This is a genomic window from Pseudomonas sp. UBA5666 (assembly GCF_002420785.1).
In the GTDB taxonomy this organism is placed as follows: Bacteria; Pseudomonadota; Gammaproteobacteria; order Pseudomonadales; family Pseudomonadaceae; genus Aquipseudomonas; species Aquipseudomonas fulva.
Window position 1 is genome coordinate 30,707 of the sequence record NZ_DIIQ01000009.1, and the last position, 26,501, is coordinate 57,207.

24 protein-coding genes are annotated in these 26,501 nt (G+C 61.5%); all 24 read right to left on the reverse strand.

Annotated elements, in window-relative coordinates; genetic code table 11:
* Positions 1-27 precede the first annotated feature (27 nt).
* The gene (gene fliM / locus B2Y33_RS06670; RefSeq protein WP_023533965.1) at positions 28-996 is read right to left on the reverse strand and encodes a flagellar motor switch protein FliM; all 969 of its coding nucleotides are present in this window, start codon (positions 994-996) and stop codon (positions 28-30) included.
* A gap of 9 nt (positions 997-1,005) precedes the next feature.
* Positions 1,006-1,503: a flagellar basal body-associated protein FliL gene (fliL, locus tag B2Y33_RS06675; protein ID WP_023533973.1), complete on the reverse strand. Its 498-nt coding sequence runs from the start codon at positions 1,501-1,503 to the stop codon at positions 1,006-1,008.
* Between the two features lie 161 nt (positions 1,504-1,664).
* Complete coding sequence (locus tag B2Y33_RS06680; RefSeq protein WP_027915954.1) at positions 1,665-2,906, reverse strand: flagellar hook-length control protein FliK; 1,242 nt, start codon at positions 2,904-2,906, stop codon at positions 1,665-1,667.
* An 89-nt stretch (positions 2,907-2,995) separates the two neighbouring features.
* Positions 2,996-3,343, reverse strand: a complete 348-nt coding sequence (locus B2Y33_RS06685) for an Hpt domain-containing protein (RefSeq protein ID WP_027915953.1) — start codon at positions 3,341-3,343, stop codon at positions 2,996-2,998.
* A 48-nt stretch (positions 3,344-3,391) separates the two neighbouring features.
* The gene (locus B2Y33_RS06690; RefSeq protein WP_206405606.1) at positions 3,392-5,083 is read right to left on the reverse strand and encodes a fused response regulator/phosphatase; all 1,692 of its coding nucleotides are present in this window, start codon (positions 5,081-5,083) and stop codon (positions 3,392-3,394) included.
* 8 nt (positions 5,084-5,091) lie between these two features.
* Positions 5,092-5,397 (reverse strand): STAS domain-containing protein, encoded by a 306-nt coding sequence (locus B2Y33_RS06695; RefSeq protein ID WP_027915951.1) that lies wholly within the window; start codon positions 5,395-5,397, stop codon positions 5,092-5,094.
* 132 nt (positions 5,398-5,529) lie between these two features.
* Positions 5,530-5,982 carry a flagellar export protein FliJ gene (gene fliJ / locus B2Y33_RS06700; protein WP_027915950.1) on the reverse strand — a complete coding sequence of 151 codons (453 nt, stop codon included), beginning with the start codon at positions 5,980-5,982 and terminating at the stop codon, positions 5,530-5,532.
* A 6-nt stretch (positions 5,983-5,988) separates the two neighbouring features.
* Positions 5,989-7,344: a flagellar protein export ATPase FliI gene (gene fliI, locus B2Y33_RS06705; RefSeq protein ID WP_023533988.1), complete on the reverse strand. Its 1,356-nt coding sequence runs from the start codon at positions 7,342-7,344 to the stop codon at positions 5,989-5,991.
* Positions 7,334-8,110 (reverse strand): flagellar assembly protein FliH, encoded by a 777-nt coding sequence (fliH, locus tag B2Y33_RS06710; protein ID WP_088523278.1) that lies wholly within the window; start codon positions 8,108-8,110, stop codon positions 7,334-7,336. The genes fliI and fliH overlap by 11 nt, the downstream gene beginning before the upstream one ends.
* 115 nt (positions 8,111-8,225) lie before the next feature.
* Positions 8,226-9,245: a flagellar motor switch protein FliG gene (fliG, locus tag B2Y33_RS06715; protein WP_023533955.1), complete on the reverse strand. Its 1,020-nt coding sequence runs from the start codon at positions 9,243-9,245 to the stop codon at positions 8,226-8,228.
* Positions 9,238-11,016: a flagellar basal-body MS-ring/collar protein FliF gene (fliF, locus tag B2Y33_RS06720; protein ID WP_023533998.1), complete on the reverse strand. Its 1,779-nt coding sequence runs from the start codon at positions 11,014-11,016 to the stop codon at positions 9,238-9,240. The genes fliG and fliF overlap by 8 nt, the downstream gene beginning before the upstream one ends.
* Positions 11,017-11,031: 15 nt before the next feature.
* Positions 11,032-11,364 (reverse strand): flagellar hook-basal body complex protein FliE, encoded by a 333-nt coding sequence (gene fliE, locus B2Y33_RS06725; RefSeq protein WP_023533916.1) that lies wholly within the window; start codon positions 11,362-11,364, stop codon positions 11,032-11,034.
* A gap of 226 nt (positions 11,365-11,590) precedes the next feature.
* Positions 11,591-12,949 (reverse strand): sigma-54-dependent transcriptional regulator, encoded by a 1,359-nt coding sequence (locus B2Y33_RS06730; RefSeq protein WP_206405607.1) that lies wholly within the window; start codon positions 12,947-12,949, stop codon positions 11,591-11,593.
* Entirely contained in the window at positions 12,949-14,166 is a 1,218-nt protein-coding gene (locus B2Y33_RS06735) for a sensor histidine kinase (RefSeq protein WP_028687993.1), read from the reverse strand. Before B2Y33_RS06735 ends, B2Y33_RS06730 begins: the two co-directional genes overlap by 1 nt.
* Positions 14,167-14,306: 140 nt before the next feature.
* Complete coding sequence (fleQ, locus tag B2Y33_RS06740) at positions 14,307-15,782, reverse strand: transcriptional regulator FleQ (RefSeq protein ID WP_288632789.1); 1,476 nt, start codon at positions 15,780-15,782, stop codon at positions 14,307-14,309.
* Positions 15,783-15,961: 179 nt separating this feature from the next.
* Positions 15,962-16,255 (reverse strand): hypothetical protein, encoded by a 294-nt coding sequence (locus B2Y33_RS06745; protein WP_027915945.1) that lies wholly within the window; start codon positions 16,253-16,255, stop codon positions 15,962-15,964.
* A gap of 24 nt (positions 16,256-16,279) precedes the next feature.
* A complete protein-coding gene (fliS, locus tag B2Y33_RS06750; protein ID WP_145128581.1) occupies positions 16,280-16,672 on the reverse strand; it encodes a flagellar export chaperone FliS in 393 nt (130 codons plus the stop codon).
* A gap of 79 nt (positions 16,673-16,751) precedes the next feature.
* On the reverse strand, positions 16,752-18,107 hold the full coding sequence (gene fliD / locus B2Y33_RS06755; RefSeq protein ID WP_027915943.1) for a flagellar filament capping protein FliD: 1,356 nt from the start codon (positions 18,105-18,107) through the stop codon (positions 16,752-16,754).
* A 78-nt stretch (positions 18,108-18,185) separates the two neighbouring features.
* Positions 18,186-18,536: a flagellar protein FlaG gene (locus tag B2Y33_RS06760; protein ID WP_128610306.1), complete on the reverse strand. Its 351-nt coding sequence runs from the start codon at positions 18,534-18,536 to the stop codon at positions 18,186-18,188.
* Between the two features lie 77 nt (positions 18,537-18,613).
* The gene (locus B2Y33_RS06765; RefSeq protein WP_206405609.1) at positions 18,614-20,323 is read right to left on the reverse strand and encodes a flagellin; all 1,710 of its coding nucleotides are present in this window, start codon (positions 20,321-20,323) and stop codon (positions 18,614-18,616) included.
* Positions 20,324-20,910: 587 nt separating this feature from the next.
* Positions 20,911-21,840, reverse strand: coding sequence for a ketoacyl-ACP synthase III (locus tag B2Y33_RS06770; protein ID WP_023533948.1), 930 nt, complete (start codon positions 21,838-21,840; stop codon positions 20,911-20,913).
* Positions 21,841-22,265: 425 nt separating this feature from the next.
* A complete protein-coding gene (locus B2Y33_RS06775; protein ID WP_059183749.1) occupies positions 22,266-23,831 on the reverse strand; it encodes a flagellar hook-associated protein 3 in 1,566 nt (521 codons plus the stop codon).
* A gap of 11 nt (positions 23,832-23,842) precedes the next feature.
* Entirely contained in the window at positions 23,843-25,885 is a 2,043-nt protein-coding gene (gene flgK / locus B2Y33_RS06780) for a flagellar hook-associated protein FlgK (protein ID WP_206405610.1), read from the reverse strand.
* A gap of 12 nt (positions 25,886-25,897) precedes the next feature.
* A partial coding sequence (gene flgJ, locus B2Y33_RS06785; protein WP_288632792.1) for a flagellar assembly peptidoglycan hydrolase FlgJ occupies positions 25,898-26,501 on the reverse strand: 604 nt, incomplete at its 5' end.

A 26,501-nucleotide genomic window follows, 5' to 3' on the forward strand; every position in this document is an offset into this window, starting at 1 on the left:
CATTCAATTCGTTGGGAGCGGCCGCCGTCAGCGGCGTTCGATCGGGTCGATGATCTGCAGCGCCAGGTTGCCCTTGTGCGAGCCCAGGCGCGCCTTGAAGGCCGGCACGCCGTTGGCGCGCAGCACAAGGTGCTCGGGCAGCTCGACTGGGATGACGTCCCCGGGCTGCATGTGCAGGATGTCCCGCAATTTGAGCTGACGCCTGGCTACCGTGGCCGTTACCGGCACGGCGACATCAAGCACGTCCTCACGCAGCGCCTTGACCCAGCGCTCGTCCTGGTCGTCCAGATCGGACTGGAACCCGGCATCGAGCATTTCACGCACCGGCTCGATCATCGAATACGGCATGGTCACGTGCAGGTCGCCCCCGCCGCCGTCGAGCTCGATATGGAACGTGGACACCACGACCGCCTCGCTGGGGCCGACGATGTTGGCCATGGCCGGGTTGACCTCGGAGTTCATGTACTCGAAGTTCACCTCCATGATCGCCTGCCAGGCTTCCTTGAGGTCGATGAAGCACTGGTCCAGCACCATGCGTACCACGCGCAACTCGGTCGGGGTGAATTCGCGGCCTTCGATCTTGGCGTGTCGGCCGTCCCCGCCGAAGAAATTGTCCACCAGCTTGAACACCAGCTTGGCGTCGAGGATGAACAGCGAAGTGCCGCGCAGCGGCTTGATCTTGACCAGGTTGAGGCTGGTGGGCACGTACAGCGAATGCACGTATTCCCCGAACTTCATCACCTGCACGCCGCCCACGGCCACATCGGCCGAGCGGCGCAGCAGGTTGAACATGCTGATGCGGGTGTAACGGGCAAATCGCTCGTTGATCATCTCCAGGGTCGGCATGCGGCCCCGGACGATACGGTCCTGACTGGTCAGGTCATAGCTTTTGATACTGCCAGGCTCGGATGCACTTTCAGTCTGCACCAGGCCATCGTCGACGCCGTGCAGCAGGGCATCGATCTCATCCTGGGACAGCAGGTCCTGTACGGCCATTGCGTGCTCCTACTGCAATACGAAATTGGTGAACAGCAACTGGTCGATCACGGGCTTGCCGACTTCTTTCTGGGCCACTTCCTGCACCACGACGGTCGCTTTCTGGCGCAGCATTTCCTGGCCGACCGAACTGCTGGCCAGGGTATCGAAGCCGACCCCGGAGAACATCATCACCAGGTTGTTACGGATGACCGGCATGTGCACTTTAAGGGCATCGAGGTCAGCCTGATTGCGCCCCTGCAAGGTGATGCTGACCTGCATGTAGCGCTGGCGACCATTCTGGTTGAAGTTCACCACGAACGCGGGTGTGAGCGCTTCGTAGATGGCCGCTGGCTTGGTAGTGCTGGCGCCTTCCTGCTCGGCAGGCGCAGGCTCGCTCTTGTGCATGATGAACCATGTGGCGCCCACGGAAATGCCCACGGCCACCAGCAGGCCACCCACGGCCAGGAGGATCAGTTTGAGTTTGCCTTTTGGGGCAGGGTCTTTGACTGCTTCGGTATTCGCCATGCCAATATTCCGTCGTCCATCGGGAGTAACTGGGAAGATGGCTTGGGGTGAGCAAGTGTTATGCCAAATAGGCGAGCGTCCAGGCTGGGGCCATTACACGGCCCCAGCGGTCTTACATGAACAGCATTGGCAGCCGGGCGGTCACCCTATCTTCAGCCGCCTCAGGCGTAATAATCCACAGCGCTGTCCCCAATCACGACCTGCTGCTCCACAGGCCGTTCGCGCTCGGCTGCGTCGACCGAGCCCTCCCCTGCACGCGCAGCCACCCCGGACAGACCATTCCCCCCCTGCCCCTGCGCCGCCTGCCCTTGTTGCTGCTGACCTCGCGACTGATCGGCCACGTTGACATCCGGCTGGGCCAGGCCCTGCTGGGCAAAGAGTTCGCGCAGCCGGTGCACCTGGCTGTCCAGCGTATCGCGTACACCGACGTGGCCGCTGATGAAGGTCACCTGGGTAGCCTGGTCGGCGGCGACATTGACGCGGATGTTCAAGCGCCCCAGCTCGGCAGGCTCAAGCTGGATATCAGCCGACTTGAGGTTCTGGCTGGACAAGTACATGACTCGGTTCACCAGCCCCTCGGTCCAGGCGTTCTGGTTCATCGACAGCGGCTGCTGCAACGGGTTGGGGTTCACCGGCACGGCGTTGGCCGTCTTGGCCGTTGCCGCCTGGGTGAGGTTGGCCAGGCGGCTGGCGAAGTCATCGATTCGGGTATCGCTGTTGGCGCCCTTGGTGTCTTTCAACCCTTCTTCGAGCAATGCGCCAAATGCCTTGTCACCGGTGTCGGTGGAAGCTTCTTCGGCCCCTTGCCCCGCCTGCGCCAAGGTATTGACGGACGCAGCCTGCGCCTGTTGCTGACCAGGGTCTGCGGCATGGGCCGAGGTGGCCCCCTTGGCTTGGGCACTGTGCTCCAGGGCCAGGCGCAGGGTAGGCAAGTTCGCCAGGGCATCGGCAGCAGGGTCGAAATCTGGCGCCTCTTCGGACGGCGGCTGATCATTGGCAGCCTGCAAAACAGGGGCTACCGCCTCGGCCTGGGCCTGGATCAACTGGGCGCCAGGCTGCGCGTCAGTGACTTGACCGGCAACCAGGCTGGCATCGCGCATGCCAGTGTCGGCCTGGGTGGCGTGCTCGGTGGGCGAGGCATTGCCGTCATCGGCAACGCTGCGCTTGTCGGCAGGCTTGCCTTTGCCGCTTGAGGCCGCTTCAGCCTTTTCAGCGGCCTTGCTCGAAGCGTTCTTGTCTGCAGCGCCGGCAACCTTGTCACGCCCCTGCCTGGCCATCATCTGACCGAAGCCATCACCCTGCTCGCCCAGCGTCTGCTGGGGTTTGGCGGCGGTGGCGCTAGCAGAACGGGCTGCGTCAGCCTTGATGTTGGCTTGCAGCAAAGGGTTGGATGCAACAGGCATTGAGCAGTCTCCGCGCCATAAACAAAATGATCACGGGCATTACCCAGCAAAACTCGCGCCAACTCATACGGGGGCGGCAAGCGCGTGGGCTAACCCGCCGATATCCGATGATGTTCGGCACGGTAGAAGCGCTGCACCTCGGCAAACTCCAGATCAATCCGGTTGATAAGGTCTTCGATGCCCAGCAGCGGGGGATGGCGGGCCTTGTCCTCGAGTTCCTGGCACAGAGTTGCCAGCGCAACGGCGCCCATGTTGCTGCTGCTGCCCTTGAAACTGTGGGCGGCGGCGCCGAGTTCCACTGCGCTGCGGGCAGCGTGAAGTTGGCCAAGACGCCGTTCGGAATCGTCCAGAAAGGTCTGCACCAGCTGCAGATAGCCGTCTTCCATGATTTCACGCAGGTCACTGAGTACCTTGTGGTCGATATGCATGTCAGCCACTTGTTCGCTCCTTGATCAAGTCAGATTATGGCAGAGCCCGACGCGGACTCACCAGATGAACTCGACGTGCGCACAGCGCCCGCCCTCTGTCCAGCGCGCCACAGTGGACAGGCGCCTGACCAGTGCCATTCCCCGGCCACTGAGGCCTTGCTCTGGCAATGGCTGCGCAAGCACCCGCTGCACGTCGAACCCTTCGCCGCTGTCCCTGACCTCCACTTTCAGACGCCCACCAGCGGCGAGCGGTTCAACTGCAAGATTGATGCGCACGTAGCCTTCTTCGATCACCTGCAAGCGCCTGGCACGCTCCTGATAATAATCGGCAAAGCCTGGCGCATCGCATTTGAGCCGAGAATCCAGCCCCAGCACGCCATGTTCAAGCGCATTAGAGTACAGTTCGCTCAGCACACTGTAGAGGGTGCCGGCCGATGAACGCAGGCCATGTATTTCCTGCAACAACTGCACCAGGTAGGGTACCGGGTTGAAACGGCGCAGGCTTTCTCCTCTCACATCGAAACTCAGCGACCAGTCCATGGCGCTACAGCGGCCCAGGTCCTGAGGCAACATCGCCATGGGCTGCGGCAATTGCGCACCCAGCATGCGTATATCACACAAGCTGACATCGTCGCGCGCCCGCCCACCGAAGCGTTGTAGCGCGTCGAGCAGCTCATCGAACAACAGCGCGGGATTGCGGTTGTCGGCCAATACCGCCCGCAGGCGTTGCTCACCGAACAGACGCTCCTGATCATCGGCGGTTTCGAGCACCCCATCGGACATCAGCAGCAGCCGCTCGCCCGGCGCCAGCGGCCAGACTTCGGTCTGGTCGTCAAACTGCTCAGCACCCAGAACACCCAGCGGCAAGTGCCGGGAACTCAATGCAGACAACACCTTGCCCCCAGTGGAAAGCAGGAAGCCATCAGGCATGCCGCCATTCCATACCTCCACTGCGCCGCGCTGCATGCTCAGGTTGACCAGCAGTGCGCAGCAGAACATGTCGCCAGGCAGAATGCGCTTTAGCTTGGCATTCATCTCTCGCAATACCTGCGCCATGCCGTAGCCCTTGGCCGTCATACCGTAGAACACTTCGGCCAGCGGCATGGCCCCCACGGCAGCCGGCAGCCCGTGCCCGGTGAAGTCCCCCAGCAGCACGCGCATGTCCCCGGACGGCGTGAGCGCGGCCAGCATCAGGTCGCCGTTGAACAGCGCGTACGGCGATTGCAAAAAGCGGATGTTCGGTGCGTCCAGACAGCCAGAATGGGCCACCTTGTCGAATACGGCTTTGGCCACCCGCTGTTCGTTGAGTAAATGGTGGTGGTGCCGCGCAATCTGATCGCGCTGATCCAGCACCGTGGCCTGAAGCCGTCGCAGCCGGTCCATGGCCCGAATCTTGGCTGCCAGAATGACTGCGCTGTAGGGCTTGGCCAGAAAATCATCCCCACCGGCTTCCAGGCAACGCACCAGGGCCTGTTCTTCGTTGAGTGCCGTGAGAAAGATGATGGGCACCAGGGTTTCGCCAGCCAGGGCCTTGATCTGCCGCGCCGCCTCGAAGCCGTCCATGACCGGCATCAACGCATCGAGTAGCACCACTTGCGGGCGTTGAGCCTTGAACACGTCCACGGCTTGCTGGCCATTTTCGGCAGTGAACACGTCGTGTCCTTGGCGCCTGACGATCTGCGCCAATAGCAGACGATCGGCCGCGCCATCTTCAGCCACCAGCACGGTCAACCCAAGCTCATCAGCCATCGGTGCGCTCAACTGATGTCGAAAAGCTTGTCGAAATTGGAGATGGCGAGAATCTTGCGTACGTCGCAATTGGCATGGACGACCCGCACATCCGCCTCGTCCCCGCCGGCGTGATCGCGCAGCAGCAGAAGCATGCCCAATGCAGAGCTGTCCAGGTAGGTCACCTCCTGCAAGTCGACGATGACCGCGTCAGGGCGGCGTGGCTGGCGTTCGTAGGCCTCACGAAAGGCCTGGTGCTTGCCGAAATCGAAACGTCCCTTGATTTTGATCGTCAGCTTTTTACCGTCCTGCGAGACATCGGTTTCCACTGCCATGCTAGCGATTCCTTCGATGATGGCGGATGCGGCTCCATGAAGGTGTAGCAGTGATGGGGCGAGGGGGCAAGCGGGGATGGGAGCCGTATTGGCCGGTGGGCAGAGACCTGGGGCTAGATCAAGCTCCCCCAGCTACAGCGGCCCCTGCCGCGGCAGCCGCTGGGACAACTCGTCGAGCAAGCGCTGCTCGCGCTTGTCCTCGGCGCGCCGCGCCTCGTCCATATAGCGTTGCACCAGCTTGCGCAAGCCCTCTACCCGCGCATACGCCTGCTGCCAGGTGCCGCGGGCATTGGCGAGGTTGTTCTGGTGCCAGGTGAGGCTCTGGCGCTGTTGGGTCATGGCCGTTTCCAGCTGGCCGAGAAAGCGCTGGTAGTTGACCAGCCAGTTTCCGTCTACACCCTGGCCGCCCCGGTTGAGCCACTGCTGTTGATAATCCTCGCCAAAGCGCTCCAGCTCCGTTAGCTTGGCCTGGGCCGTGGCCACCTGCTGCTGGAAATGGCCCAGGCGCTGGGCCGCCTTGCGCTCGGCTTCCTCGGCCATGTCCACCACGGGGGCCAGGCGCGCCGCACGTCCGGGCAATGCCATGGCCTATCAGCCCGCCGGGGGCGTGAAGATCGCCCCCAGTTGATCGCGGCTTTGCGCCATGCCCACGTTCTCACGCAGCCCTTGACGCAGAAACTCCACCAGCCTGGCCTGCAGCGCGATGGCAAGGTCGGTCTCGGGGTCCCCGCCCGCCACGTAGGCACCCACGCTGATCAGGTCGCGGCTCTGCGACAACCGAGACCAGAGCTGCTTGAATTTCTGCGCCTGGCGAAGGTGGTCGGCATCGACCACCTGGGGCATCACCCGACTGATGGACGCTTCGATGTCGATTGCCGGGTAGTGACCCTCCTCGGCCAGCCGTCGCGACAGTACGAAGTGGCCGTCCAGCACACCCCGGGCCGAGTCTGCGATCGGATCTTGCTGATCGTCGCCCTCGGACAGCACCGTGTAGAACGCCGTGATCGAGCCGCCACCCGGCTCACCATTGCCCGCTCGCTCGACCAGCTTGGGCAGTTTGGCGAACACCGAAGGCGGATAGCCACGCGTGGCGGGCGGCTCCCCGATGGCCAGTGCGATTTCCCGCTGCGCCTGGGCAAAGCGGGTCAGCGAATCCATCAACAGCAGCACGTTCTTGCCCTTGTCGCGAAAATACTCGGCGATACGGGTGCAGTACATGGCCGCCCGCAAGCGCATCAGGGGCGCATCGTCAGCGGGCGAAGCCACCACCACGGAGCGTTTGAGCCCCTCCTCGCCAAGGATGTGTTCGATGAATTCCTTCACTTCGCGGCCCCGCTCGCCAATCAGGCCGACCACGATGATTTCGGCTTCGGTGAAGCGGGTCATCATGCCCAGCAAGACCGACTTGCCCACACCGGTACCGGCGAACAAGCCCAGGCGCTGGCCGCGCCCGACGGTGAGCAGGCCGTTGATACTGCGGATGCCCACGTCCAGCGGCTTGCTGATGGGGTCGCGGTTGAGCGGGTTGATCACCGGCCCGTCCATCGGCACCCAGTCCTCGGCCTTCATGCCGCCTTTACCGTCCAGCGCGCGGCCCGCGCCGTCCAGTACCCGGCCCAGCATGCTCATGCCCATGGGCAGCCGACCACCGTCGTCGAGCGGCACCACGCGGGCACCCGGGGCGATGCCGACAATGCTGCCAACCGGCATGAGGAACACCTTCGACCCAGAGAACCCCATGACTTCCGCTTCGACCTGCACCGGGTGGTAGCTGTCGTCGTTGACCACCAGGCAGCGGCTACCCACGGCTGCCCTGAGCCCTTCGGCTTCCAGGGTCAGGCCTACCATGCGCAGCAGTCGCCCCTCGACCACCGGTTGCGCCGGCACCTCGATGGCCTCGGCATAACTGCCCAGGCGCTTGGCGAAGCTAGTACGGTCAAGGCGCATCGGCGTCCTCCACCGGCGCGTCCAGGTCAACGCTCACATCAGGCGCTGCCGGGTGCAGCGCATGGTCATGCATCTGATCGAACAACTGCGCGACGGTCTTCTCGATGCGGGTTTCCATGGTCGCATCGATACGGCTGTGGGCAGTCTCGATACGGCAGCCACCGGGAAGCAGGGTGCTGTCTTCGAGCAGGCGCCACTGCTCTTCGTGGCGCTCGCGCAAGGCCTTGGCCAGTTCGAAATCCTGCGGGTTCAGGTGAATACGGATATTGTCGGCACCCATGGGCAGGCGCTTGAGGGCTTCGCGCAGCACCTGGGTAATCTGGCTGGAATCGCTCGTGAGTTCACGGCCGATCACCTGGCGCGCCATGTGCGACACGAGGTGCACCAGGGTCCTTTCGATCTGGGTGTCCTGCTCGGCGATGGGCTCCATCAAATGGGTCATCAGCTTTTCCAGGCTGCCCAGCTTCGCCTTCAGGGCCTCGTCAGCCTCTTGGCGCACCTTGAGCTGGGTGCTGTGAAACCCATCACGCTCACCGGTTGCGAAGCCTTCGTTGTAGGCTTCCTGGCGAATAGCTTCGAGCTCTTCGAGGGTCAGCGGCTGAACGTCCTCCAGCGGCACTTCCTCGACTTCTTCCTCCACCTCGACCGGTTCGGGCTCAGGCTCGTGCGCGGGCTGGGGGTCGAAGCTGGGCAACGTCCAGACGTCCACGCCCTCGAGGTCGCGGGCCCGGATCAGGTCACTGGGGTGATGTTCTTTGGTCGACATTCAAAAACCTGTCTATCAGGGTGCCAGGCGCCATACCGCCTGCCGAAGACTGCACGCTAAGGCAGATTGCGTGCGTGACGCAATCGCCTTGCGCTGACCCATGGCGGCTCGCCGCTTAGATCATTTCCTCGGCACCTTTGCCACCGAGCACGATTTCGCCGGCTTCGGCCATGCGACGGGCGATGGTGAGGATTTCCTTCTGGGCCGTTTCGACATCGCTGACACGGACCGGACCCTTGGCCTCGAGGTCATCACGCAGCAGTTCCGAAGCACGCTTGGACATGTTCTTGAACACCTTGTCCTTGACCCGCTCGTCCGCGCCCTTGAGCGACACCACCAGCACGTCGGAAGACACCTCGCGCAGCAGCGCCTGGATACCGCGGTCATCCACATCGGCCAGGTTGTTGAAGACGAACATCAGGTCTTCGATCTGCTCGGACAGGTCGCTGTCGATTTCGCGGATCGAATCCATCAGGGCGCCTTCCACGGAGCTGTCGAGGAAGTTCATGATGTCGGCGGCACGCTTGATGCCACCCAGGGTGGTGCGCGCGGCGTTGGAATTGCCGGAGAACTGTTTCTCCAGAATCTGGTTCAGCTCCTTCAGGGCAGCAGGTTGCACGGTATTGAGCGACGAGACGCGCAATACGATGTCCAGCCGGACCTTGTGGTCAAAGTTGCTCAGCACCTCACCGGCCTGGTCAGGGTCCAGGTAAGCCACGACAATGGCCTGGATCTGCGGGTGCTCGTAGCGGATCACGTCGGCCACGGCGCGTGGTTCCATCCACTTGAGGCTGTCCAGGCCGCTGGTGTTGCCACCGAGCAGGATGCGGTCGACCAGGCCGTTGGCCTTGTCCTCGCCCAGTGCCTGGTTGAGCATCTTGCGAATGTACGCATCGGAGCCCACGCCCAGGCTGGTCTGATCACCGACCACTTCGACGAACTCGCTCATCACCTGTTCGACCTGGTCACGGTGCACGTTGCCCATCTGCGCCATGGCCACGCCCACGCGCTGCACTTCCTTGGGCCCCATGTGGCGCAGTACCTGCGCGGCATCGGTTTCACCCAGCGAGAGCAGCAGGATGGCTGCCTTGTCGACGCGGCTCAGCTTGGCGGTAACGGCTCGGTTATCACTCATCGGCGTTGATCCAGTCTTTGACGACCTGGGCTACGCGGCCCGGGTCTTCGGCCACAAGGCCTTTGATTGCGTTGAGCTGTGCCTCGTAACCCTCGGTGGGGCTAGGCAGCAGAATGCTTGTCGGGCCACCCAGGCTGACGCGGTCGTTGGCCAGTTCGCCATCTAGACCGATCATGCCGCCCAGCTCCATGTCATTTTCAAGGGCAGGCTGCTTGCCACCCCCTGTCAGGTTGTTGAGCACAGGCCGCAATACGCCGAACACCAGCACCAGGATGAACAGCACGCCCAGCACTTGCTTGACGATATCCCAGAACCAGGGCTGCTGGTAGAACGCGATATCGGCAATCTCTTCGCCACGGTCTGGCGCGAACGGCACGTTGATCACGGTCACGCTGTCGCCCCGGCTGGCGTCGAAGCCAACGGCATCCTGGACCAGCCGGGTGAAGCGCGTCAGGTCCTCGGCAGCCCACGGCACATGGGTGGTCTCCCCGGTGGCGGCGTCCACCTTGACCTGATCGTCCACCACAACCGCCACGGACAGGCGCGTCATGCGCCCCTGTTGCTGGCGGGTATGGCTGATGGAGCGGTCGAGCTCGAAGTTCTTGGTGCTCTGTTGGCGCTTGTCGGACGGATAAGGCGCGAGCATCGGCTGGCCGGTGGCCGGGTCCATGATCTGCTGGCCATTGGCATCGACCAACGGCTGGCCAGGCTGGATGGCGCCCGCTGCACCTGCGGTACCGCCAGTGGTCTGTGGCGCCGAAGCGGCACCCGGTGGCTGGTTGCTCAACGCGCCCGGCACACCTTGTGGGCCCTGGCTGCTAGCGCGCTGCTCGTCGACCGACTGCTCACTGCGCAGCGCCGGTTGGTCCGGATTGAACTGCTCGGAGGTGGACTCGACCGCACTGAAGTCCAGGTCGGCAGACACTTCGGCCTTGTAGCGGTCGTTGCCCAGCACCGGTTGCAGGATGTTGTGCACACGCTGGGTCAGCATGCCTTCCATTCGGCGGCTGTAGTCGAACTGCTTACCGGCCTGGGTCAGGGCAGAATCCTGGATCTGTTCGGACAGCAGGTTGCCTTTCTGGTCGACCACGGTGACCTGGGACTTGTCCAGCTCAGGCACGCTGGTGGCCACCAGGTTGACGATGGCCATTACCTGGCCGGGCTCAAGTGCACGACCTGGATAGAGCTCGACCAGTACCGATGCACTGGGCCGACGCTCATCGCGCACGAACACCGAGCTCTTGGGAATGGCCAGGTGCACGCGGGCACCCTTGACGTTGTTCAGGCTCGACACGGTGCGCGCCAATTCGCCTTCCAGGCTGCGGCGGTAACGCGTGGCCTCCATGAACTGGCTGGTGCCAAGGCCCTGCTCCTTGTCGAGCAGCTCGAAGCCGACGTTGCCGTCGGTAGGCGCCACGCCCGCAGCTGCCAGCTTCAGGCGCGCACGGGAGATGTCGTCGGCCTTGACCAGCAGGGCCCCGGAATTGGGTTCCACGTTGTAGGCAATGTCGGCCGCCGCCAGGGTGTCCATGACCTGCTTGGTGTCCATGCCCGACAGGCTGGGGTACAGCGGACGGTAGTCCGGCTGCTGCGACCACAGCACCACGGCAAAGCCGATCGCCACGCTGGCAGCCAGGCCGACCATCAGGCCGATCTGACGCAGCATGGGCATCTGCGCAATGTTTTCCAGGAACGCCAGGCGCACCAGGGGTGCCTTGGGCGCTGGCGCGCCGCCCTTGGCGGGCGCGTTGTCGACGACTGCTTCAGCCATGGTCTACGTCTGCCCTCAAACCGGCATTTGCATGATGTCCTGGTACGCCTGGACGAGCTTGTTGCGTACCTGGGTCAAGGCCTGCATCGAAACGCTGGCTTTCTGCGAGGCAATCATCACGTCGGTGAGGTCGACCCCGGTCTTGCCGATTTCGAACGCGTTCGCCAGCTGCGAAGAGGCCTGCTGGGTGTCATTCACCTTGCCGATGGCCTGGCCCAGCATGTCGGCAAAGGTACTTTGCCCTGGGGCCAGCTCAGGGGCGGCTGATACTTTCGGCAGCGACATGGCATCGGCCTGCATGGCCCGCATGTCCAGCATCAGACGATTGAATTCAACACCTTGGGTCATGAGCTTCTCTCTCCGGCGGCCGCATATTTTTGACAGTCATGCGGCGGATAGCCTTCGTAAAGCAACAAAGGTGCCAGCCTTATGAAAGGGTGAATACGTCTAGGAAAAAACGGGCGTATCAGGCTACGAAGCACCGTGAAGATCACGCACGCTTGGCGGGCGATGCCTAAAAGAGCGCTGGATTACCCGCGCTAGAGATGACGTCTGCAGGGTAAACGCGACTGTCTTACTCGCCAAACAGACTGGCCTCGACGTCGAAACCGGCGTCGCGCATCTGCGCAAGCTTATAGCGCAGCGTGCGCGGGCTGATCCCCAGGCGCTCGGCCGCTTCCTTGCGCCGACCTCGCTCGGCCCGCAGGGTATCGATGATCTGCTGGTACTCGTGACGCCGCTTGTCGTCGCCCTGCTCGGCTGCAAGTCCACCTTGCCCAGATAGTGGCACAGTGCCACCTGACAAGGGAATGGCGCCATCAAGACAAAAATCCGCCGCCTCGATCACCCCGCCTTGCTGCAGGATCAAGGCGCGCTGCAATGCATTATCTAGCTCACGCACGTTGCCAGGCCAGGTCCAGGCTTGCAGGCAGGCCTGCGCGTCGGCGGACAGGCGCACGGGGGCATGCTGCATTTTTGCAATGTGACGAGCCAGCAAGCGCTCGGCCAGTTGAACGATGTCGCCGGGCCGCTCGCGCAGGGGGCGCCAGGCCAGCGGGAACACGGACAACCGGTAGAACAGGTCCTCGCGAAAACGACCGGCAGCCACCTCGCCCGCCAGGTCCCGGTTGGTGGTGGCCACCACGCGGATATCCAGCGCGATGGGCTTGCGCCCCCCTACCCGCTCGACCTCACGTTCCTGCAGCACCCGCAGCAACTTGGCCTGCAAGGCCAGGGGCATTTCCGAGATCTCGTCCAGCAGCAAGGTACCCCCGTTGGCCTGCTCGAACTTCCCGGGCTGGGCAGCGATCGCCCCGGTAAAGGCACCCTTCTCATGGCCGAACAGCGTGGCCTCAAGCATGTTGTCCGGAATGGCGGCACAGTTGATCGCAACGAACGGCTGGCTGGCACGGGGGGACTGCTGGTGGATGTAGCGCGCCAGCACTTCCTTGCCCGTGCCCGACTCACCGGAAATCAACACGGTCGAGCCACTGCGCGCCACGCGTGCGGCCAGCTCCAGCAACTGCCGGCTGGAGGGCTCGCGTGCAACAGGGCCTTCCTCGTCCGTTATACGCCCGGCGGCATGCCGCTGCACAAGGTTGAGCAGCGCCTTGGGTTCAAAGGGCTTGACCAGGTAATCCACCGCACCTTGGCGAATGGCTTCCACCGCCCGTTCCACGGCCGCGTGAGCGGTCATCAGCAATACCGGCAATTGCGGCTGCTGGCGGCGCAGCTGGGCCAGCAACTGGTGGCCGTCCATGCCCGGCATGTTCACGTCGCTGATGACCAGGTTGAAGGGTTCTTCGTGCACCACTTTCAGGGCCTGCTCTGCACTGTCCACCGCTTTGTAGGCGAAACCACCCAGGTCGAGGGTATCGGCCAGTGCCTCGCGCAGCACACGGTCATCCTCGACCAGCAACACATTCACCGTCATCACCGGCTCTCCGCCAACGACCCGTCGATCAAGGGCAACTCCACCCGCACGCAGGTGCCGCGCCCCACCTTCGAACGCACCTGCACGCTGCCGTGGTGGGCCTTGGCCACCGCCTTGACCACCGCCAGCCCGAGCCCCGTACCGGTCGACTTGGTGGTCAGGAAGGGCTCGCCAAGACGGGCGAGCAGATCAGGTGCAATGCCAGTGCCAGCGTCACTGATGCACAGGTGCAGGGTCTGCTGGCGACGCCATAGGTGCACCTTGAGCCGCGCAGCGCCCTGGCTGGCCTGGGTGGCGTTTTCGATCACGTTCAGCAGTGCACCCACCAGCGTGTCGCGGTTGCACAGCAGCTCACCCAGGCGGCTGTCACACTGCCAGCGCACCGCGTGCCCGTGAACATGCGTCTGCGCAGCCTGCTGCAACGCCTGGAACAAGGCTTTCGGAGAAATTCGATCCGTGAGTGGCAACTCGCCACGGGCGAACACCAGCATGTCGCGGACCTGTTGTTCCAGCTCATGCAGACGCTCCTTGAGACTGCCAGCGAAGCGCTGCCGGGTCTGAGTGGTCAACGCCTGTTCAGGGTCGGCCAGGTGGCTGGCGTAGAGCATGGCAGCAGAGAGCGGCGTGCGAATCTGATGCGCCAGCGAGGCGACCATGCGCCCGAGCGAGGACAATCGCTCGTGGCGTGCCAACTGGTCTTGCAGGCGACGGGTTTCCGTCAGGTCGTTGAGCAGCACCAGCTGCCCCGGCTCGGCATCCAGCGAGCGCGTGGCAATGGACAGGCGACGGCCGTCGCGCAGGGACACTTCATGGCCGTCGTCCAGGCGCGGGGCAAAACTGCGGGCAATGACTTCACGCCACAGCTGGCCGATCAATGGCTTGCCCAACAACTCGCAGGCGGCCGGATTGGCTTCGCGAACGCTACCCTGCCCGTCGATGACGATCACCCCGCCCGGCAGCAGGTCCAGCAAATGCTGCAAGCGGTTGGCCAGGCGTTCTTTCTCGTTCAACTCCTCGATGCGCTGGGCGCTGACCACCGCCAGCTCGCCCTTGAGCTCACTGACCCGGGCTTCGAGCAGGCTGTAGGACTGGCTGAGCTGGCTGGAGACCTGGTCGAACAAAGCGAACGCCTGCTCGACACCCTGGCGGCTTTCCTGCTCGACCAGTGACTGCGCCTGGGGGGAAAGGGCTCGGGATACATGGGCGGCCTGGGGCATCGTGCTCTCTCGCGTGGCTGACCGTCATAAAAACGGTGTGGTGGCCAGTGCGTAGCAATACCCGTGCCGCAGATAAGGGCTTACGACATTTGCCGGAGACTTTGCACTCCGGCAGAGAATCTACCGCCTATCGACCACGATCACTCCTCTGCCTGGTCTTCACCACCCTGCCGGCTCATCCCATACTTACGCATTTTCTCGACCAGCGTGGTGCGGCGAATGCGCAAGCGCTCGGCAGCGCGCGCGACGATGCCGTTGGCGTCGTCCAGTGCTTGCTGGATCAGCCCCTGCTCCAGGCTGCCCAGGTAGTCCTTCAGGTCCAGGCCTTCAGGCGGCAACATGGCAGGGTTGCTAAAGCTGGGCGCGTGCCCGTTGATGGCAATGCGCTCTTCCAGGTCGCTGCGCAGGTTATCGACCATCTGCTCGTCTTCGTCATCGATGTAGCGGAATTTCTTCGGCAGTTCCGACACACCGATCACCCCGTACGGATGCATGATGGCCATACGCTCGACCAGGTTGGCCAACTCGCGCACATTGCCCGGCCAGCCGTGGCGGCACAGGGACATGATCGACGCCGAGTTGAAGCGGATGGAGCCACGTTTTTCGTGCTCCATGCGCGAGATCAGCTCGTTCATCAGCAGCGGGATGTCTTCGACGCGCTCGCGCAGGGGCGCCATTTCGATAGGGAAGACGTTAAGCCGGTAATACAGGTCTTCGCGGAAGGTGCCAGCCTCGATCATGTTTTCGAGGTTCTTGTGGGTGGCGGCAATGATGCGTACATCAATGCTCTGTGTCTTGTTGCTGCCCACCCGCTCGAACGTACGCTCCTGCAGCACGCGCAACAACTTGACCTGCATGGGCAGCGGCATGTCGCCAATCTCATCCAGGAACAACGTGCCGCCGTTGGCCAGTTCGAAGCGACCCGCACGGCTGGTGATGGCGCCGGTGAACGCACCTTTTTCATGGCCAAACAGTTCGCTTTCCAGCAACTCAGCCGGGATCGCGCCACAGTTGACAGGCACGAACGGCGCTTCGCGGCGTTTGGAGTGGTAGTGCAGATTGCGCGCCACCACCTCCTTGCCCGTGCCCGACTCGCCCAGGATCAGCACACTGGCGTCGGTATCGGCCACTTGCTGCATCATCTGGCGTACGTGCTGAATGGCACGGCTGGTGCCCACCAGGCTGCGGAACAAATTCGGCTCGCGCTGACGGCCGCGCTCACGGGCCTGGTCGTACATCTCACGATACACCTGCGCACGGTGCAGGGAGTCGAGCAATTGGCTGTAGCTGGGCGGCATTTCCAGGTTCGACATCACGCGACGGCGCAGCTCTTCAGGCAACTCGCTCGAAGAAATATCACCTAAAAACAAGACTGGAAGGAACTCATCCCATGAAAGCACTGTCCTAAGCAACCCAAGCAGCGTGCCGGGCGTGCTAACAGTGCCGATGAGTACGCAAAGCACTTCGCGACTCGAAGACAGGGGCTCGACCGCTTGCTGCCAGTCATGGCTGGCGCAGGACAGGTTTTCTTCGCCCAGGAAGTTGAGCACCACCGCCAGATCGCGGCGGCGGGTGCTGTCGTCATCGATCAGGAGAATCTTGGTTTCACGCCACATGCAATAGCAACTTCCCTAGTCATATCGGCGCCCGAAGGCGTGCTCGACATCATTCCGACTGAATGGTCAGTGTTTCGACGTCTGGAATACGAGAACAGGCACTAGTAAAGTCAAAAACGTCCGAGCAGTCAAATATATGGCGCCGTAGAAGTGCGGGCTGCATCCGGCCTCACGCAATCTCAGCTGAATAGATGGTATACCTTTGTGGCCTGTTTGGCTTGATTGATATTCGACATTTCTGCGACCAGAGATTGACGCTCATCACTTGCAACGTCGATTAGCTGACGATACACGGCCATGAGTGCCTCCAGGTTCGCCTTGAGCGCGGTCGCATCTTCCTGGTCGGCTACCAGCGCCTCATCGACGAGCGCACGGCAACCCAAGTCCAATTGACCAATGGTCACCCAATCGCGAGCTTCCAGCGCTTCGTTCAATGCGTGGCAGGTGTGGGCAATCTGATGCAATGCGCTCATAGGTGACTCCTTGCAGAGAGGTTGTTACTCGGCAGTCGCGATAGCATCCCAGCCGCTCTTGACGGTGATCATGAGTCGTGCGACCTCATCGATTATTTCGGGATCACTGTGTAGGTTGGCCTGGGTCAGCCGGCGCGTCATGTACTCGTACAGACTGTCCAGGCGATCAAGTTCATCCGGGTCGACAGCCTTGTCCTTGTCCAGCCCTTCGCGCAGGCCGCCGATGATGTCGACGGCCTTGCCCAACATGACACCTTTTTGTGCCACGTCACCGCGAGAGATGGCGCCTTTGGCTTGAGCCATGCGATCCAACGCGCCTTCCATGAGCAACTGCACCAGACGATGGGGCGTGGCCTCGGAGATCTGGGCGTGGGAATTGACCTTCTGGTATTGGCGAAGGGCTCTCATCGGGTGCATGGTAAATCCTCAGTGAACAAGGCTGGACGGGGGCCGTATAGCCAGTTTATCGGCGCCCCGCGCGTTTTCTTTAGCGCTGTCAGCTGTCGCTCTTGGCTTTATTCAACGCGTTGAGCGTGGTCATGACGCTGTCGCTGGTCGCCTTGAGCTGCGCAACCATGGTGTCCATCGCGTTGTACTTCTTGGTCAGGGTGTCCGTCAGTGAATCGATGCGCCGATCCAACGCCTGCTGCGACTCCTCGAGCTCTTTGAGCTGGTTGGTAAGGCTGGTCTGGCGCGAGGCGAGGATGCCACCGGCTTTGGTGTACTCCTCGGTGACGTTGGTCATGCGCGTCAACAGCCCATCCTTGCCTGTAAACAGGTTGTTGATGTCGGCACCATAGGTTTTGACCGCCGCATCCCACTTGGTGTCGTTGAACTCCAGCAGGCCGGTTTTCTGCACCGTGTTGATTCCGAGCTGCGACAAGGTGCGCAGACCCGTTGCACCGACGCTATGACTGATCTCGTTGCGCACGGAATTGACCAGCGAGCGCATGGTGGCATCGCCGGTCAACGCGGCCGAACCTGTGGCTGCGCCATCGGCCCCGGTAGTGACCTTGGTCTGGGTGTTGATGGTGGTCATCAGCGCGTTGTAGGCAGTGACGAAAGACTTGACCGACGTCTTGAGCGTGTCGCTGTTGCTGGTGACGGCCAGGTTGGACTTGCCTTCCTTGACCAGGGTTATGTCCACACCGCTGATCGCGCCAGTCACGGTGTTGGAAGCAGACTCCAGCGCCAGCCCATCGAGGGTGTATTTGGCGTTCTGCGGCGTGGCAACGGTAGACACACCCTGCGCCATGCTGGCATCGCCACCCAGCGTCAACTCGGTACCTTCGCCCATCTTGGTCGATGAGAAAATGAGCCGCGACCCACTGGCATCGGTCACGATGTTGGCCGTGATGCCCTTGGACTGCAGCTGGTCATTGATCGTGTCACGCGCCTGCTGAAGTGTGGCGCCCGCGGCAATGTTTACGCTGTGGGTCGCATTGCCCTGGTTGATGGTCAGGGTCTGGGATTCACCCGAGTCGTTGACGATCGTCGAGGTCTTTTCATAAATCTGGGTGGAGATTTTCGAGGCGGTCGCCAGCTGGGTGACTTCAAGCGCGTAGTTGCCCGAGGAAGCGCCGTCGCCCAGCTTGATCTTGGCGATGGCCTCGTCCGAGGACGAAGAAGCCAGGCCTGAAAAACTCGATGCGGTGTTGAGCTTGGCGACTGCGGCACGGAACGTTTCGAGCGCGCTCTTGACGGAGCCGATGGCCGAAAGCGAGGTGGTGGCGGTGGTGGTCTGGTTGTTGATCTGGGTTTGCTTGGGCGCCTTCTCGGCACTTGCCAGGGCCTTCACAATGCCGCTGATGTCCAGGCCAGAGCCAAGCCCATTGATGGTCGAGCTTGCCATATCACATCTCCTTTATCGTAACCGCCGGTATCCCGACGAAAAAGCATCCGTGCGCTGGTAAACAAAAGCCGTGCCAACTTAAACCTGAGTGCTGAACAACAGGCTGTTGGCATCTTTGAGGTTTTCCGCCAGCTTGAGCGCAGCTTCAGAAGGCAGCTGGCGAATGACTTCACCGCTTTGTCGGGCGATGACCTTGACCACCACCTGGCCGGTGGAGTCGTCGATGGAAAAATCCAGTTGTCGCTCCGAAGCCTTGACGAAATCCTGGATGGCACTGACGGCGCTCTCCAGATCAGGCCGGGCTACGGGCTCGGAAACCTTGTCGGCGGGCTCGGCCTTGACCGGCTCGCTGGGTGGCCGTGCGCTGGATGGCGCTTCCGGCGTGATGGCAGCGGGATGGGACAGGCCCAGCTTCATGCTTATATCCACGACTTACACCCTCAAGTGACGAAAAGACGAAAGGGTACGTGAACGTACCCTTCGTCAAACTTAGCCTGCTTTGGCAATTAGCCCAGCAGTTTCAGTACCGAAGACGGCAGCTGGTTGGCCTGGGACAGGATCGCGGTGGATGCCTGCTGCAGGGTTTGCTGCTTGGTCAGCTCGGCGGTTTCCGAAGCGAAGTCGGCGTCCTGTACACGGCTGCGGGCAGCGGTGGAGTTTTCCGAGATGCTGTTCAGGTTGGCAACGGTGCTGTCGAAGCGGTTTTGCACGGCACCGAGCTGAGCGCGCTGGCTGTCAACCTGGGCGATGGCCGCGTCCAGAGCCTGGATAGCAACCTGAGAATCTGCTGCATTCAGGATATTCAGGTCAGAAACAGTGGTTTCCACAGTAGTAGCAGTGGTAGTACCTACTTTGGCCTCAAGACCCAAAGTTTTCAAACCAGTGCCAGCGCTACCATCTGCGATAGAGATGTTGCCGTCAGAGAAAAGGCTCAGAGTATTGTCTTCGTTTTTGCTGGCAGTGACGCCGGTGCTAGCGCTGTTAATAGCAGCTACCACAGCATCCATGTCATCGCCCTTTTTGAACTTCACTTCAACGTTGTTAAGAGTGATGGAAGTATCCGCGACCAATTTAGCTTGAGTCGAGCCAGAAGACAGACCTAAAGAGGACAAAGCACCAGCAGTACCGTTCTCCAGCTTGATCGCCTTACCACCTTCAGAGCTCAGCAGCAGTCGGCCGGTTGCGGAATCGACCGCCGCTTTCACACCAGTGTCTGTGGTATCGGTATTGATGATACCTGCTATTTCAGCAGCAGTTTTGCCTGCAGGGATGGTGATCTCTTTATCATTGATACTAATTTTGGTAGCAGACGCTGCTGCTACTGCTGGAACAGTGAAACCAAGCTTTCCAGCATCTGTACCACTAGTAGTTGCGGTGAAGGTTGTTGGGCTGGAGAGGCTGTATTTATCACCGTCTTTAGTGAAGGTGATGCTTTCCGCGGCAAGCGCCGCTTCGAATGCGGCAGAAAGCGTTGCTTTGTCGTTATTCTCCGCGGGTGCTGCTGCAGGGGTGGTAACTGCCCCTTTGATATCAATATCTGTTGAGCCGACAGTCAACTTCGCTACTTCATCGTTCCCCAAAGCAGAGAACGAGGAAAGATCAACGGTAGTTGTAAAACTAGCAGGAGGCGGGGTGAAAACTTTACCTACTACAGAAGCCGAGAGATTAGTAACACTACCGGCAACATTCGCTTCGCTGTAGCTACCCTTCAAACCGGTCGCACTTACGTCTTTCATGCTGAACGAAATAGTTTCGTTAGCGCTTGCACCCACTTGGAAAGCAGTACTACCGAAGGAGCCATCCAGCAGGTTGCGACCACCGAAGGTGGTGGTGCTAGCAATACGATTCAGTTCGCCGGACAGAGCAGTGAATTCCTGCTGCAAGGAAGTACGGTCGTCATCGCTGTTAGAGCCGTTAGCCGACTGCAGGGCCAGTTCGCGCATACGCTGAAGAATGCTGGTCGATTCCTGCATTGCGCCTTCAGCGGTCTGGGCAATGGAGATGCCGTCGTTGGCGTTTTTTACGGCAACGCTCAGGCCTTTGATCTGGCTGGTTAGGCGATTGGAAATTTGCAGGCCAGCGGCGTCGTCTTTGGCACTGTTGATTTTCAGGCCAGAGGACAGGCGGGACATCGAAGTACCCAGCGCTTCGGAAGCGCGGTTCAGGTTCTTCTGAACGCTCAAGGAGGTGATGTTGGTGTTGACGGTCAAAGCCATGACGAATTCCTCGTGGTATGGATACTGCGGCTTCCGGCCCTGGCGACAGCCGGGTGTGGCCTAGAGAACCTTCGTAATGGTTATCGTCGGATGGCCCGGTTGCTTGAGGGGTTTTTGCAAAAAAAAATGCTGGCATGCAGCCAGCCCTGGAAAATCAAGGGGTTAAGCGCGGAATTTTGGCGTCAAAAAGCGGGGTGGGGAGGTATGAGGGGGATGACGGCGTCTGGAGCGAGTCGAGGGATGGCTTGGCGAACTGGGGGCTGAAGAGGAGGTGGCGAAGGTTCAAGGTATGCAGCTTGGCGTCAGGAAATGTCGGGGCCGCTGCGCGGCCCATCGCAGCGCGAAGCCGCTCCCACAAAGTGCGAGCCCGCGAATTCAGGCGTCACGCGGTTGGGGTGGGAGCGGCCTCGCCGGGGCGCCGGACCGGCTGCGATGGGCTGCGCAGCGGACCCAGGTTTGCGCTTAGCAGCTGATTTTGGCACCGTCCGCGATGGGCCTTTAAGCAGCCCTGGAAGTTGGGCTCAACCGATTAAGCACAGGGACCAGCCCGAACAAAGGCAGAACGCCCCTACCCCACCGCGGACACATCAATCGCGATAAAGAATCGCCGAAGCCCAGGACAACCCCACCCCGAACCCACTCACTGCCACCCGCTTCCAGCTACCGTCGAGCATGTGCTTCTGCAGCAGCAATGGCACGCTGGACGACACGGTATTGCCCGTCTCCAGCATGTCTTTCACGAATTTCTCCGGGTGATGCTCCTCGAACCGGCGAGCTACCGCATCGACAATCGCCGCACTGCCCTGGTGAATACAGAACGCATCGATATCCGACGACTGCAACCCACTGGCATCGAGCAGCTCGTGCAAGTGAGCCGGTACCTTGACCAAGGCGAAGTTGAAGACCTGCCGGCCATTCATGAAGAACGTGCCATCGGACACCTTCAGGTGCTCGGCGCCCGAACCGTCGGTGCCAAAACGCGCCTCGCCCAGCTTCCAGATGGCGCCATCGGCCATCCAGGTGGCGGTGGCCGCGTCGCCGAACAGCATGGTGGTATTGCGATCTTCCGGGTCGACGATCTTCGAGTACGGGTCGGCGGTGATCAGCAGCCCGTTCTTCAGGCCCGCCGCCTCCATGAAGCCCTTGATCGCGTACAGCCCATACACATACCCCGAGCAGCCCAGGGAGATATCGAACGCTGCCACGCGGGTAGACAACCCGAGCTTGCTCTGGACGATGGCGGCGGTGTGCGGCAGGCCCTCTTCATCGCCGTTCTGGGTCACCACGATCAACGCGTCGATCGACTGCGGATCGAGGTCGGGGTTGTTGGCGAACAGTGCCCGGGCGGCCTCCACGCACAGGTCGGAGGTTTCCTGCTCCGGGGCCTTGCGTGGCAGGAAGGACGCACCGATCTTGCCGAACATGAACTCTTCGTCCTTGCCGAACTTCGCACCCTGGACGTAGTTGTCCAGGCCAGCGGTGGGCACGTAACTCGCGATACTCTTGATGCCAATCATTCTGGCTTCCCAATGAAAACAGCCAAAGACCACCACTCGATCGATTGAGGGCGCCAAAAACCGGAGCGTCACCGCCTGGGGAGGGGATAAAGCAGCGCCTGCCTGCGCACCGGTAACAAAATGCTGCAACAGCTGCTGCATAGAATACAGGGAAGATGACCGTTTTGACTCATTGGTCACATTGAAATGCAATGAAAGGCAGGTATCAGGGGTCATGCCACGTGGAATTGTGCACGTGTCGTGCGTCGGGATGTCCCGTCATTGAGGGTCAAGACCGCGAGTTTCAATCGAGCTCGCCGTTGACGCACCCTTCGCTGCGGGCGCCATCAGATGAGCGCGCTAACGCAGCGAAGTCGCAAAATCACAGCCCTGATCGGTTGCGGCGAAGCAGAGCGCAAAGCCTGGCTTCGCGCCCCCTGATCCACTTAGAGCTTATCGAACAAGCTCAACTGCGATATGCGTGCAAATGCCAGCTGCGAGGCTTCGAGCATCGCCTGTTGCAGGGTCAGCTGGATCGTGGCGGTCGCCATGTCGGTGTCGCCAATAGCGCTTTGCGTGCTCTTGTTGGCCAGACCAAGGCTTTCGTTTTCCTGAGCCTGGATCTCAAGGGAATTGGCCCGTGCACCGATCGAGCCTCGGGTAATGTCGATGCGATCACGCGCACTGGCCAGGTTGGAAATCGCCGAGTCCGTTGCAGCTTTCAGAGCAGCCTGCGCTTCAGGGGTATCAAGGGGTTTTTCCAACACGCTTCGCAACTGCCCCAGGGTGTCCAGAGGGTTCTGCGTGCGGTGGGTATTGGCATTGATGGAGAACTGATCGCCTTGAGCCGGCGCCCCGTCGAACTGATAGGTCACACCCGCTACCGTCACGGCATTACCCGCCCCCACGGTGCCCGACGCTATCGGTTTGCTCTGGGCATCGTAGGGCTGTGCAAACAGCTGATACTCGGTGTCGCTGGTGAACCTGAGCACTGCACCGTTGCTGGGGAAGGTACTGCGGTAGGCATCGGGGTCCGTAACACTTGAGCCCACGACCTGAGAGGTCGATGGGTTGCCTGCACTGCGGGTAGCGGTCAGGGTGTCTGGTTTGGCTTCAAGGGTGAAGACATGCCCTGCCACCACGGCATCAGGATCGTCACCCTCGGCAAGGTTCAGGTTGACCTCGAAATCCACACCCCGCAACGAGATCATCTTGCCGCCTTCGGTATTGACATCGAACTTGCCCTTGCCAGCGGTTTCGTTGGTGATGTCGTTACCGGCGGCGTCCTTGATGCTGTATTCAGTGGCGCTGGTAAAGGTAACCGTATAAGGCTGGCCCGCGGCGAACTTGTCGCTGTAGGTATTGGCCGATGTCAGCAACCCACCCGAAAGCAGCACCTTGCCATCGTTGGGCGTCGGCGCCTGCAAGGTCGATTGCGTGCGACTGTTGTTGGTGGCTTGGTCGAAGACGCTGAAGCCACTGTCGTTGATGGCCAGGTGCAAGGTGTCGGACACCTGCAGACTCATCTGGGTCTGGTCGCCCTGATAGCTGTAGGAGCCGTCGGCATTGCGAACATAGGGCGGGGTCGCATTCTTGGACCCTCCAAACATGTAGTCCCCGTTGGCGTCGCGGGAGTTGAGCAGGCCGAACACGTTGGCCTCGATCTCCTTGATTTCGCTGGCGATGGAGGTGCGATCGGCGTCGCTCAGACCACCGTTACCCGCCTGAATCGACAGCTCGCTTGCCCGCTGCAGCGCATCGTTGATGGTAGATAACACGCTTTCTTGCTGCAGCAGGGTGTTCTTGACGGTGGTCATGTTGCCACTGTACTGATCGAGCAACGCGCTCTGCTGTTGCAACAACAGCAAGCGCGCAGCGCCCACTGGATCGTCGCCTGCGGTCTGAATGCGCGACTTGGAGGTCACCTGGGCCGTGATCTTGGCCAAATCCGAGTAATTCTTGGAATAGGTGTTGGAGCTGGTTTCGTAAAACTGGGCAGTTGAAATTCGCACGATCAGCCTCCTTATAGCGCGTTGATCAACGTCGAGAACGTTTCTTGCGCCGCCTTGATGATCTGGGACGACGCAGTGTAGTAATGCTGGAACTTGACCAGGTTGGCGGCTTCGTCGTCGAGGTTCACCCCAGAGACGGCGCTGCGGCTTTCACTTGCCGACTTGAGTACCGCGGCCGTTGCCGTGGTATCGATGGACGCTTGACTGGCCTTGGCACCCACCCGCTCTACCAAGGCGGCATAGGCGGAAGTGAAACTGGTGCCGCCACCGGAATTGGTCCCCACGGTCGATTTGGTCTGCAGGCTCAACAGGGCATTGGCATTGCGGTTATCGGCTTTGCCATCGACGTTGAACGACAAGGTGAAACTGTCATTGGCTGCCGGGCTGCCACCCACAGTGGTTTCCAGCGCAAAGCTGCGCGGATTGCCGCTGGGGTCGAGAATCGGGTTGCCCGATGCATCACGCATCGGGATCGACAGCGAGAGCTTGTTGTCCTGGCCTGGCACCACGGTGCCGGTGCCGATCTGCGCGCCCTTGGCATCGAATAGCTTGTAGCCCTGGGACCCACCGCTGGCTGCGTCGAACACCACGCGCACCGGCAGGGCGTCCTTGATCGCCTGCTGCGTCAGCGCCGTGTCGGCACCGCCGTAGATATCCAGCGCTTGCCCAAGGTTGGGTTGGGTGATGGTGCCGGTGCCGCTGTTGCCACTGCCGACGGCAGCGCTTACGGGGCCTGCGAATGCCAGCTTGTTGGCATCGGTGAGCACTGTGGCAATACCGGTCGCGGCTGAGCGAGTAGGAATCACCTTGAAGCTATCACCCGCCGCCAGGGCGCCACCTTTGAGGGACAGGCTGAACCCGTCGATCACCGGCGCGGGGTCGGCATTGAGGTCGAACGAACCCATGTCGGTGCCGTCGGAGCGGCGCACGCTGTACTGATTGCCGCTGGTGAACTTCACTTCGTAGTCGTAGGTGCTCAGGGCGCCGCTGTTGGCAATGGTGACATCCAGGTTGCCCGAACCTGCGCTGTTGTTCGACGAGGCCAGGCTGCGCTGGGCGATGGCACTGGCGCTGTTGATGCTGGAGAACAGCGAGCTGCCGAACTGGCCATTGGCGTCCAGGCCCTGGCCCAGCTGGCTGTTGATGCTGTCGGCGACGACCAGCGCCACGCGGCCCAGCTCGTTCATCGACGGCGTCAGCACGTCCTGGCGGTAGCGCAACAGGCCACCGATGGTGCCCCCGGTGGCCACCGAGGTCACGTCCGAGCTGAACGACTCGTAGTTGATGCGCAACGTCGCCTGGCTCTTGTCGGCCACCCCCGGCTGCACCGACAGCGGGTTGGCCCGGCTCCCGGTCACCAGCGACTGGCCGCTGCCCAGGATCACATCGTAGTTGCCCTCACGCTCCTGAACGGTCACGCCCACCAGTTCGTTCAGCTGGCGCACGGCTTCGCTGCGGGCGTCGAGCAGGTTGTTGGGCGTGCTGCCGGTGCCGCTGGCAGCCACGATCTGCTTGTTGTATTCGGCGATGCTGGTGGTGAGCTTGTTGACCTGCCCCGCCAAGGTATCGAGCTGGGAGTTGATCACATCGTTCTGCTGGGTCAGTTGGGTGCTGACGGCGTTGAAACGGTTGCTCAAGGTCTGCGCCTGGGTCAACAGCAATTGCCGCGAAGCCACATCGCCCGGTTTGGCTGCCGCTGTCTGCAGGGCCGAAAAGAAGGCCGTGAGCACCGAGCTGATGCCGGTGTCACGGTCAGCCAGCAACTTGTCGATACCGGTGATCTGGTCCTGGAATGCCGTGGAATCGGCTTGCAGGGAGGTCGCCGTCTGCAACTGATTGTCGAGGTAGGCACTGTAGATACGGCGCACGTCTGCCAGCGTGGTCCCACTGCCCAGAAAACCTGCGCCCATGTACTGCGAAGCACCGGCCACTTGCATGGCCTGCTGGCGCGAATAGCCGCTGGTGGCGGCGTTGGCGATGTTGTTACTGGTGACCGACAGGTGCGCCTGGCTGGCACTCAAGCCACTCAGGCCGATCGAAATCAGGCTCGACATGATTTAGTCCTTTCAAAGGTTCGTGGTGCTGCCAGCCATGGCGTATTGCGGTGTCTTCTGCATTTGCTGGGCGATGCTGATGATTTTCTTCGCATAGCCCGGGTCGGTCGCGTAACCGGCCTTTTGCAACTCGCGTGCAAACTGCTCAGGGTTATCGGCCGACTTGACCGCTTCTTGATAGCGCGAATTGTTCTGCAACAGGCTCACCAGGTCGTGGAAGCTGTCCTGGTAGGAATCGTAGCTGCGGAACTGGGCGGTTTCCTTGACGAACTGACCATCGCGGAATTCGCGGGTGATGGCCCTGGCCTGTTCGCCCTGCCAGTTGCCAGTGGCCTTGATGCCGAACAGGTTGTGGCTGCTGCTGCCGTCGCTGTTGCGCATGACCGACTTGCCCCAACCGGTTTCCAGCGCAGCCTGGGCGACCAGGTAGCGCGGGTCGATGCCGATGCGCTTGGCGGCCTGTTCGGCCATCGGCAGCATGGTGGCGATGAACGAATCGCTATCGGTGAACGCCTTTTTCGGCGCCAGCGGCGGCTGGGCGATGGCGCGGCCGGCGATGCGCAGCCCGTTTTCGGGCACGGCAAAGGCCTTGGCCGGTTGCTGGCCGTCGCGCACG

What these genes read in the sequence shown, in the direction of transcription:
- fliH (WP_088523278.1), bottom strand. Translation starts at nt 8,110, where the DNA reads ATGTCGACCAAAGAACATCACCCCAGTGACCTGATCCGGGCCCGCGAC.
- B2Y33_RS06690 (WP_206405606.1), bottom strand. Translation starts at nt 5,083, where the DNA reads ATGGCTGATGAGCTTGGGTTGACCGTGCTGGTGGCTGAAGATGGCGCG.
- fliE (WP_023533916.1), bottom strand. Translation starts at nt 11,364, where the DNA reads ATGACCCAAGGTGTTGAATTCAATCGTCTGATGCTGGACATGCGGGCC.
- fleQ (WP_288632789.1), bottom strand. Translation starts at nt 15,782, where the DNA reads ATGTGGCGTGAAACCAAGATTCTCCTGATCGATGACGACAGCACCCGC.
- fliF (WP_023533998.1), bottom strand. Translation starts at nt 11,016, where the DNA reads ATGGCTGAAGCAGTCGTCGACAACGCGCCCGCCAAGGGCGGCGCGCCA.
- B2Y33_RS06735 (WP_028687993.1), bottom strand. Translation starts at nt 14,166, where the DNA reads ATGCCCCAGGCCGCCCATGTATCCCGAGCCCTTTCCCCCCAGGCGCAG.
- flgK (WP_206405610.1), bottom strand. Translation starts at nt 25,885, where the DNA reads ATGTCGAGCCTGATTTCGATCGGCCTGAGTGGCTTGAGTGCCAGCCAG.
- fliS (WP_145128581.1), bottom strand. Translation starts at nt 16,672, where the DNA reads ATGCACCCGATGAGAGCCCTTCGCCAATACCAGAAGGTCAATTCCCAC.
- fliD (WP_027915943.1), bottom strand. Translation starts at nt 18,107, where the DNA reads ATGGCAAGCTCGACCATCAATGGGCTTGGCTCTGGCCTGGACATCAGC.
- B2Y33_RS06770 (WP_023533948.1), bottom strand. Translation starts at nt 21,840, where the DNA reads ATGATTGGCATCAAGAGTATCGCGAGTTACGTGCCCACCGCTGGCCTG.
- fliL (WP_023533973.1), bottom strand. Translation starts at nt 1,503, where the DNA reads ATGGCGAATACCGAAGCAGTCAAAGACCCTGCCCCAAAAGGCAAACTC.
- fliG (WP_023533955.1), bottom strand. Translation starts at nt 9,245, where the DNA reads ATGAGTGATAACCGAGCCGTTACCGCCAAGCTGAGCCGCGTCGACAAG.
- B2Y33_RS06695 (WP_027915951.1), bottom strand. Translation starts at nt 5,397, where the DNA reads ATGGCAGTGGAAACCGATGTCTCGCAGGACGGTAAAAAGCTGACGATC.
- fliI (WP_023533988.1), bottom strand. Translation starts at nt 7,344, where the DNA reads ATGCGCCTTGACCGTACTAGCTTCGCCAAGCGCCTGGGCAGTTATGCC.
- B2Y33_RS06765 (WP_206405609.1), bottom strand. Translation starts at nt 20,323, where the DNA reads ATGGCTTTGACCGTCAACACCAACATCACCTCCTTGAGCGTTCAGAAG.
- fliJ (WP_027915950.1), bottom strand. Translation starts at nt 5,982, where the DNA reads ATGGCATTGCCCGGACGTGCGGCGCGCCTGGCCCCCGTGGTGGACATG.
- B2Y33_RS06745 (WP_027915945.1), bottom strand. Translation starts at nt 16,255, where the DNA reads ATGAGCGCATTGCATCAGATTGCCCACACCTGCCACGCATTGAACGAA.
- B2Y33_RS06730 (WP_206405607.1), bottom strand. Translation starts at nt 12,949, where the DNA reads ATGACGGTGAATGTGTTGCTGGTCGAGGATGACCGTGTGCTGCGCGAG.
- fliM (WP_023533965.1), bottom strand. Translation starts at nt 996, where the DNA reads ATGGCCGTACAGGACCTGCTGTCCCAGGATGAGATCGATGCCCTGCTG.
- B2Y33_RS06680 (WP_027915954.1), bottom strand. Translation starts at nt 2,906, where the DNA reads ATGCCTGTTGCATCCAACCCTTTGCTGCAAGCCAACATCAAGGCTGAC.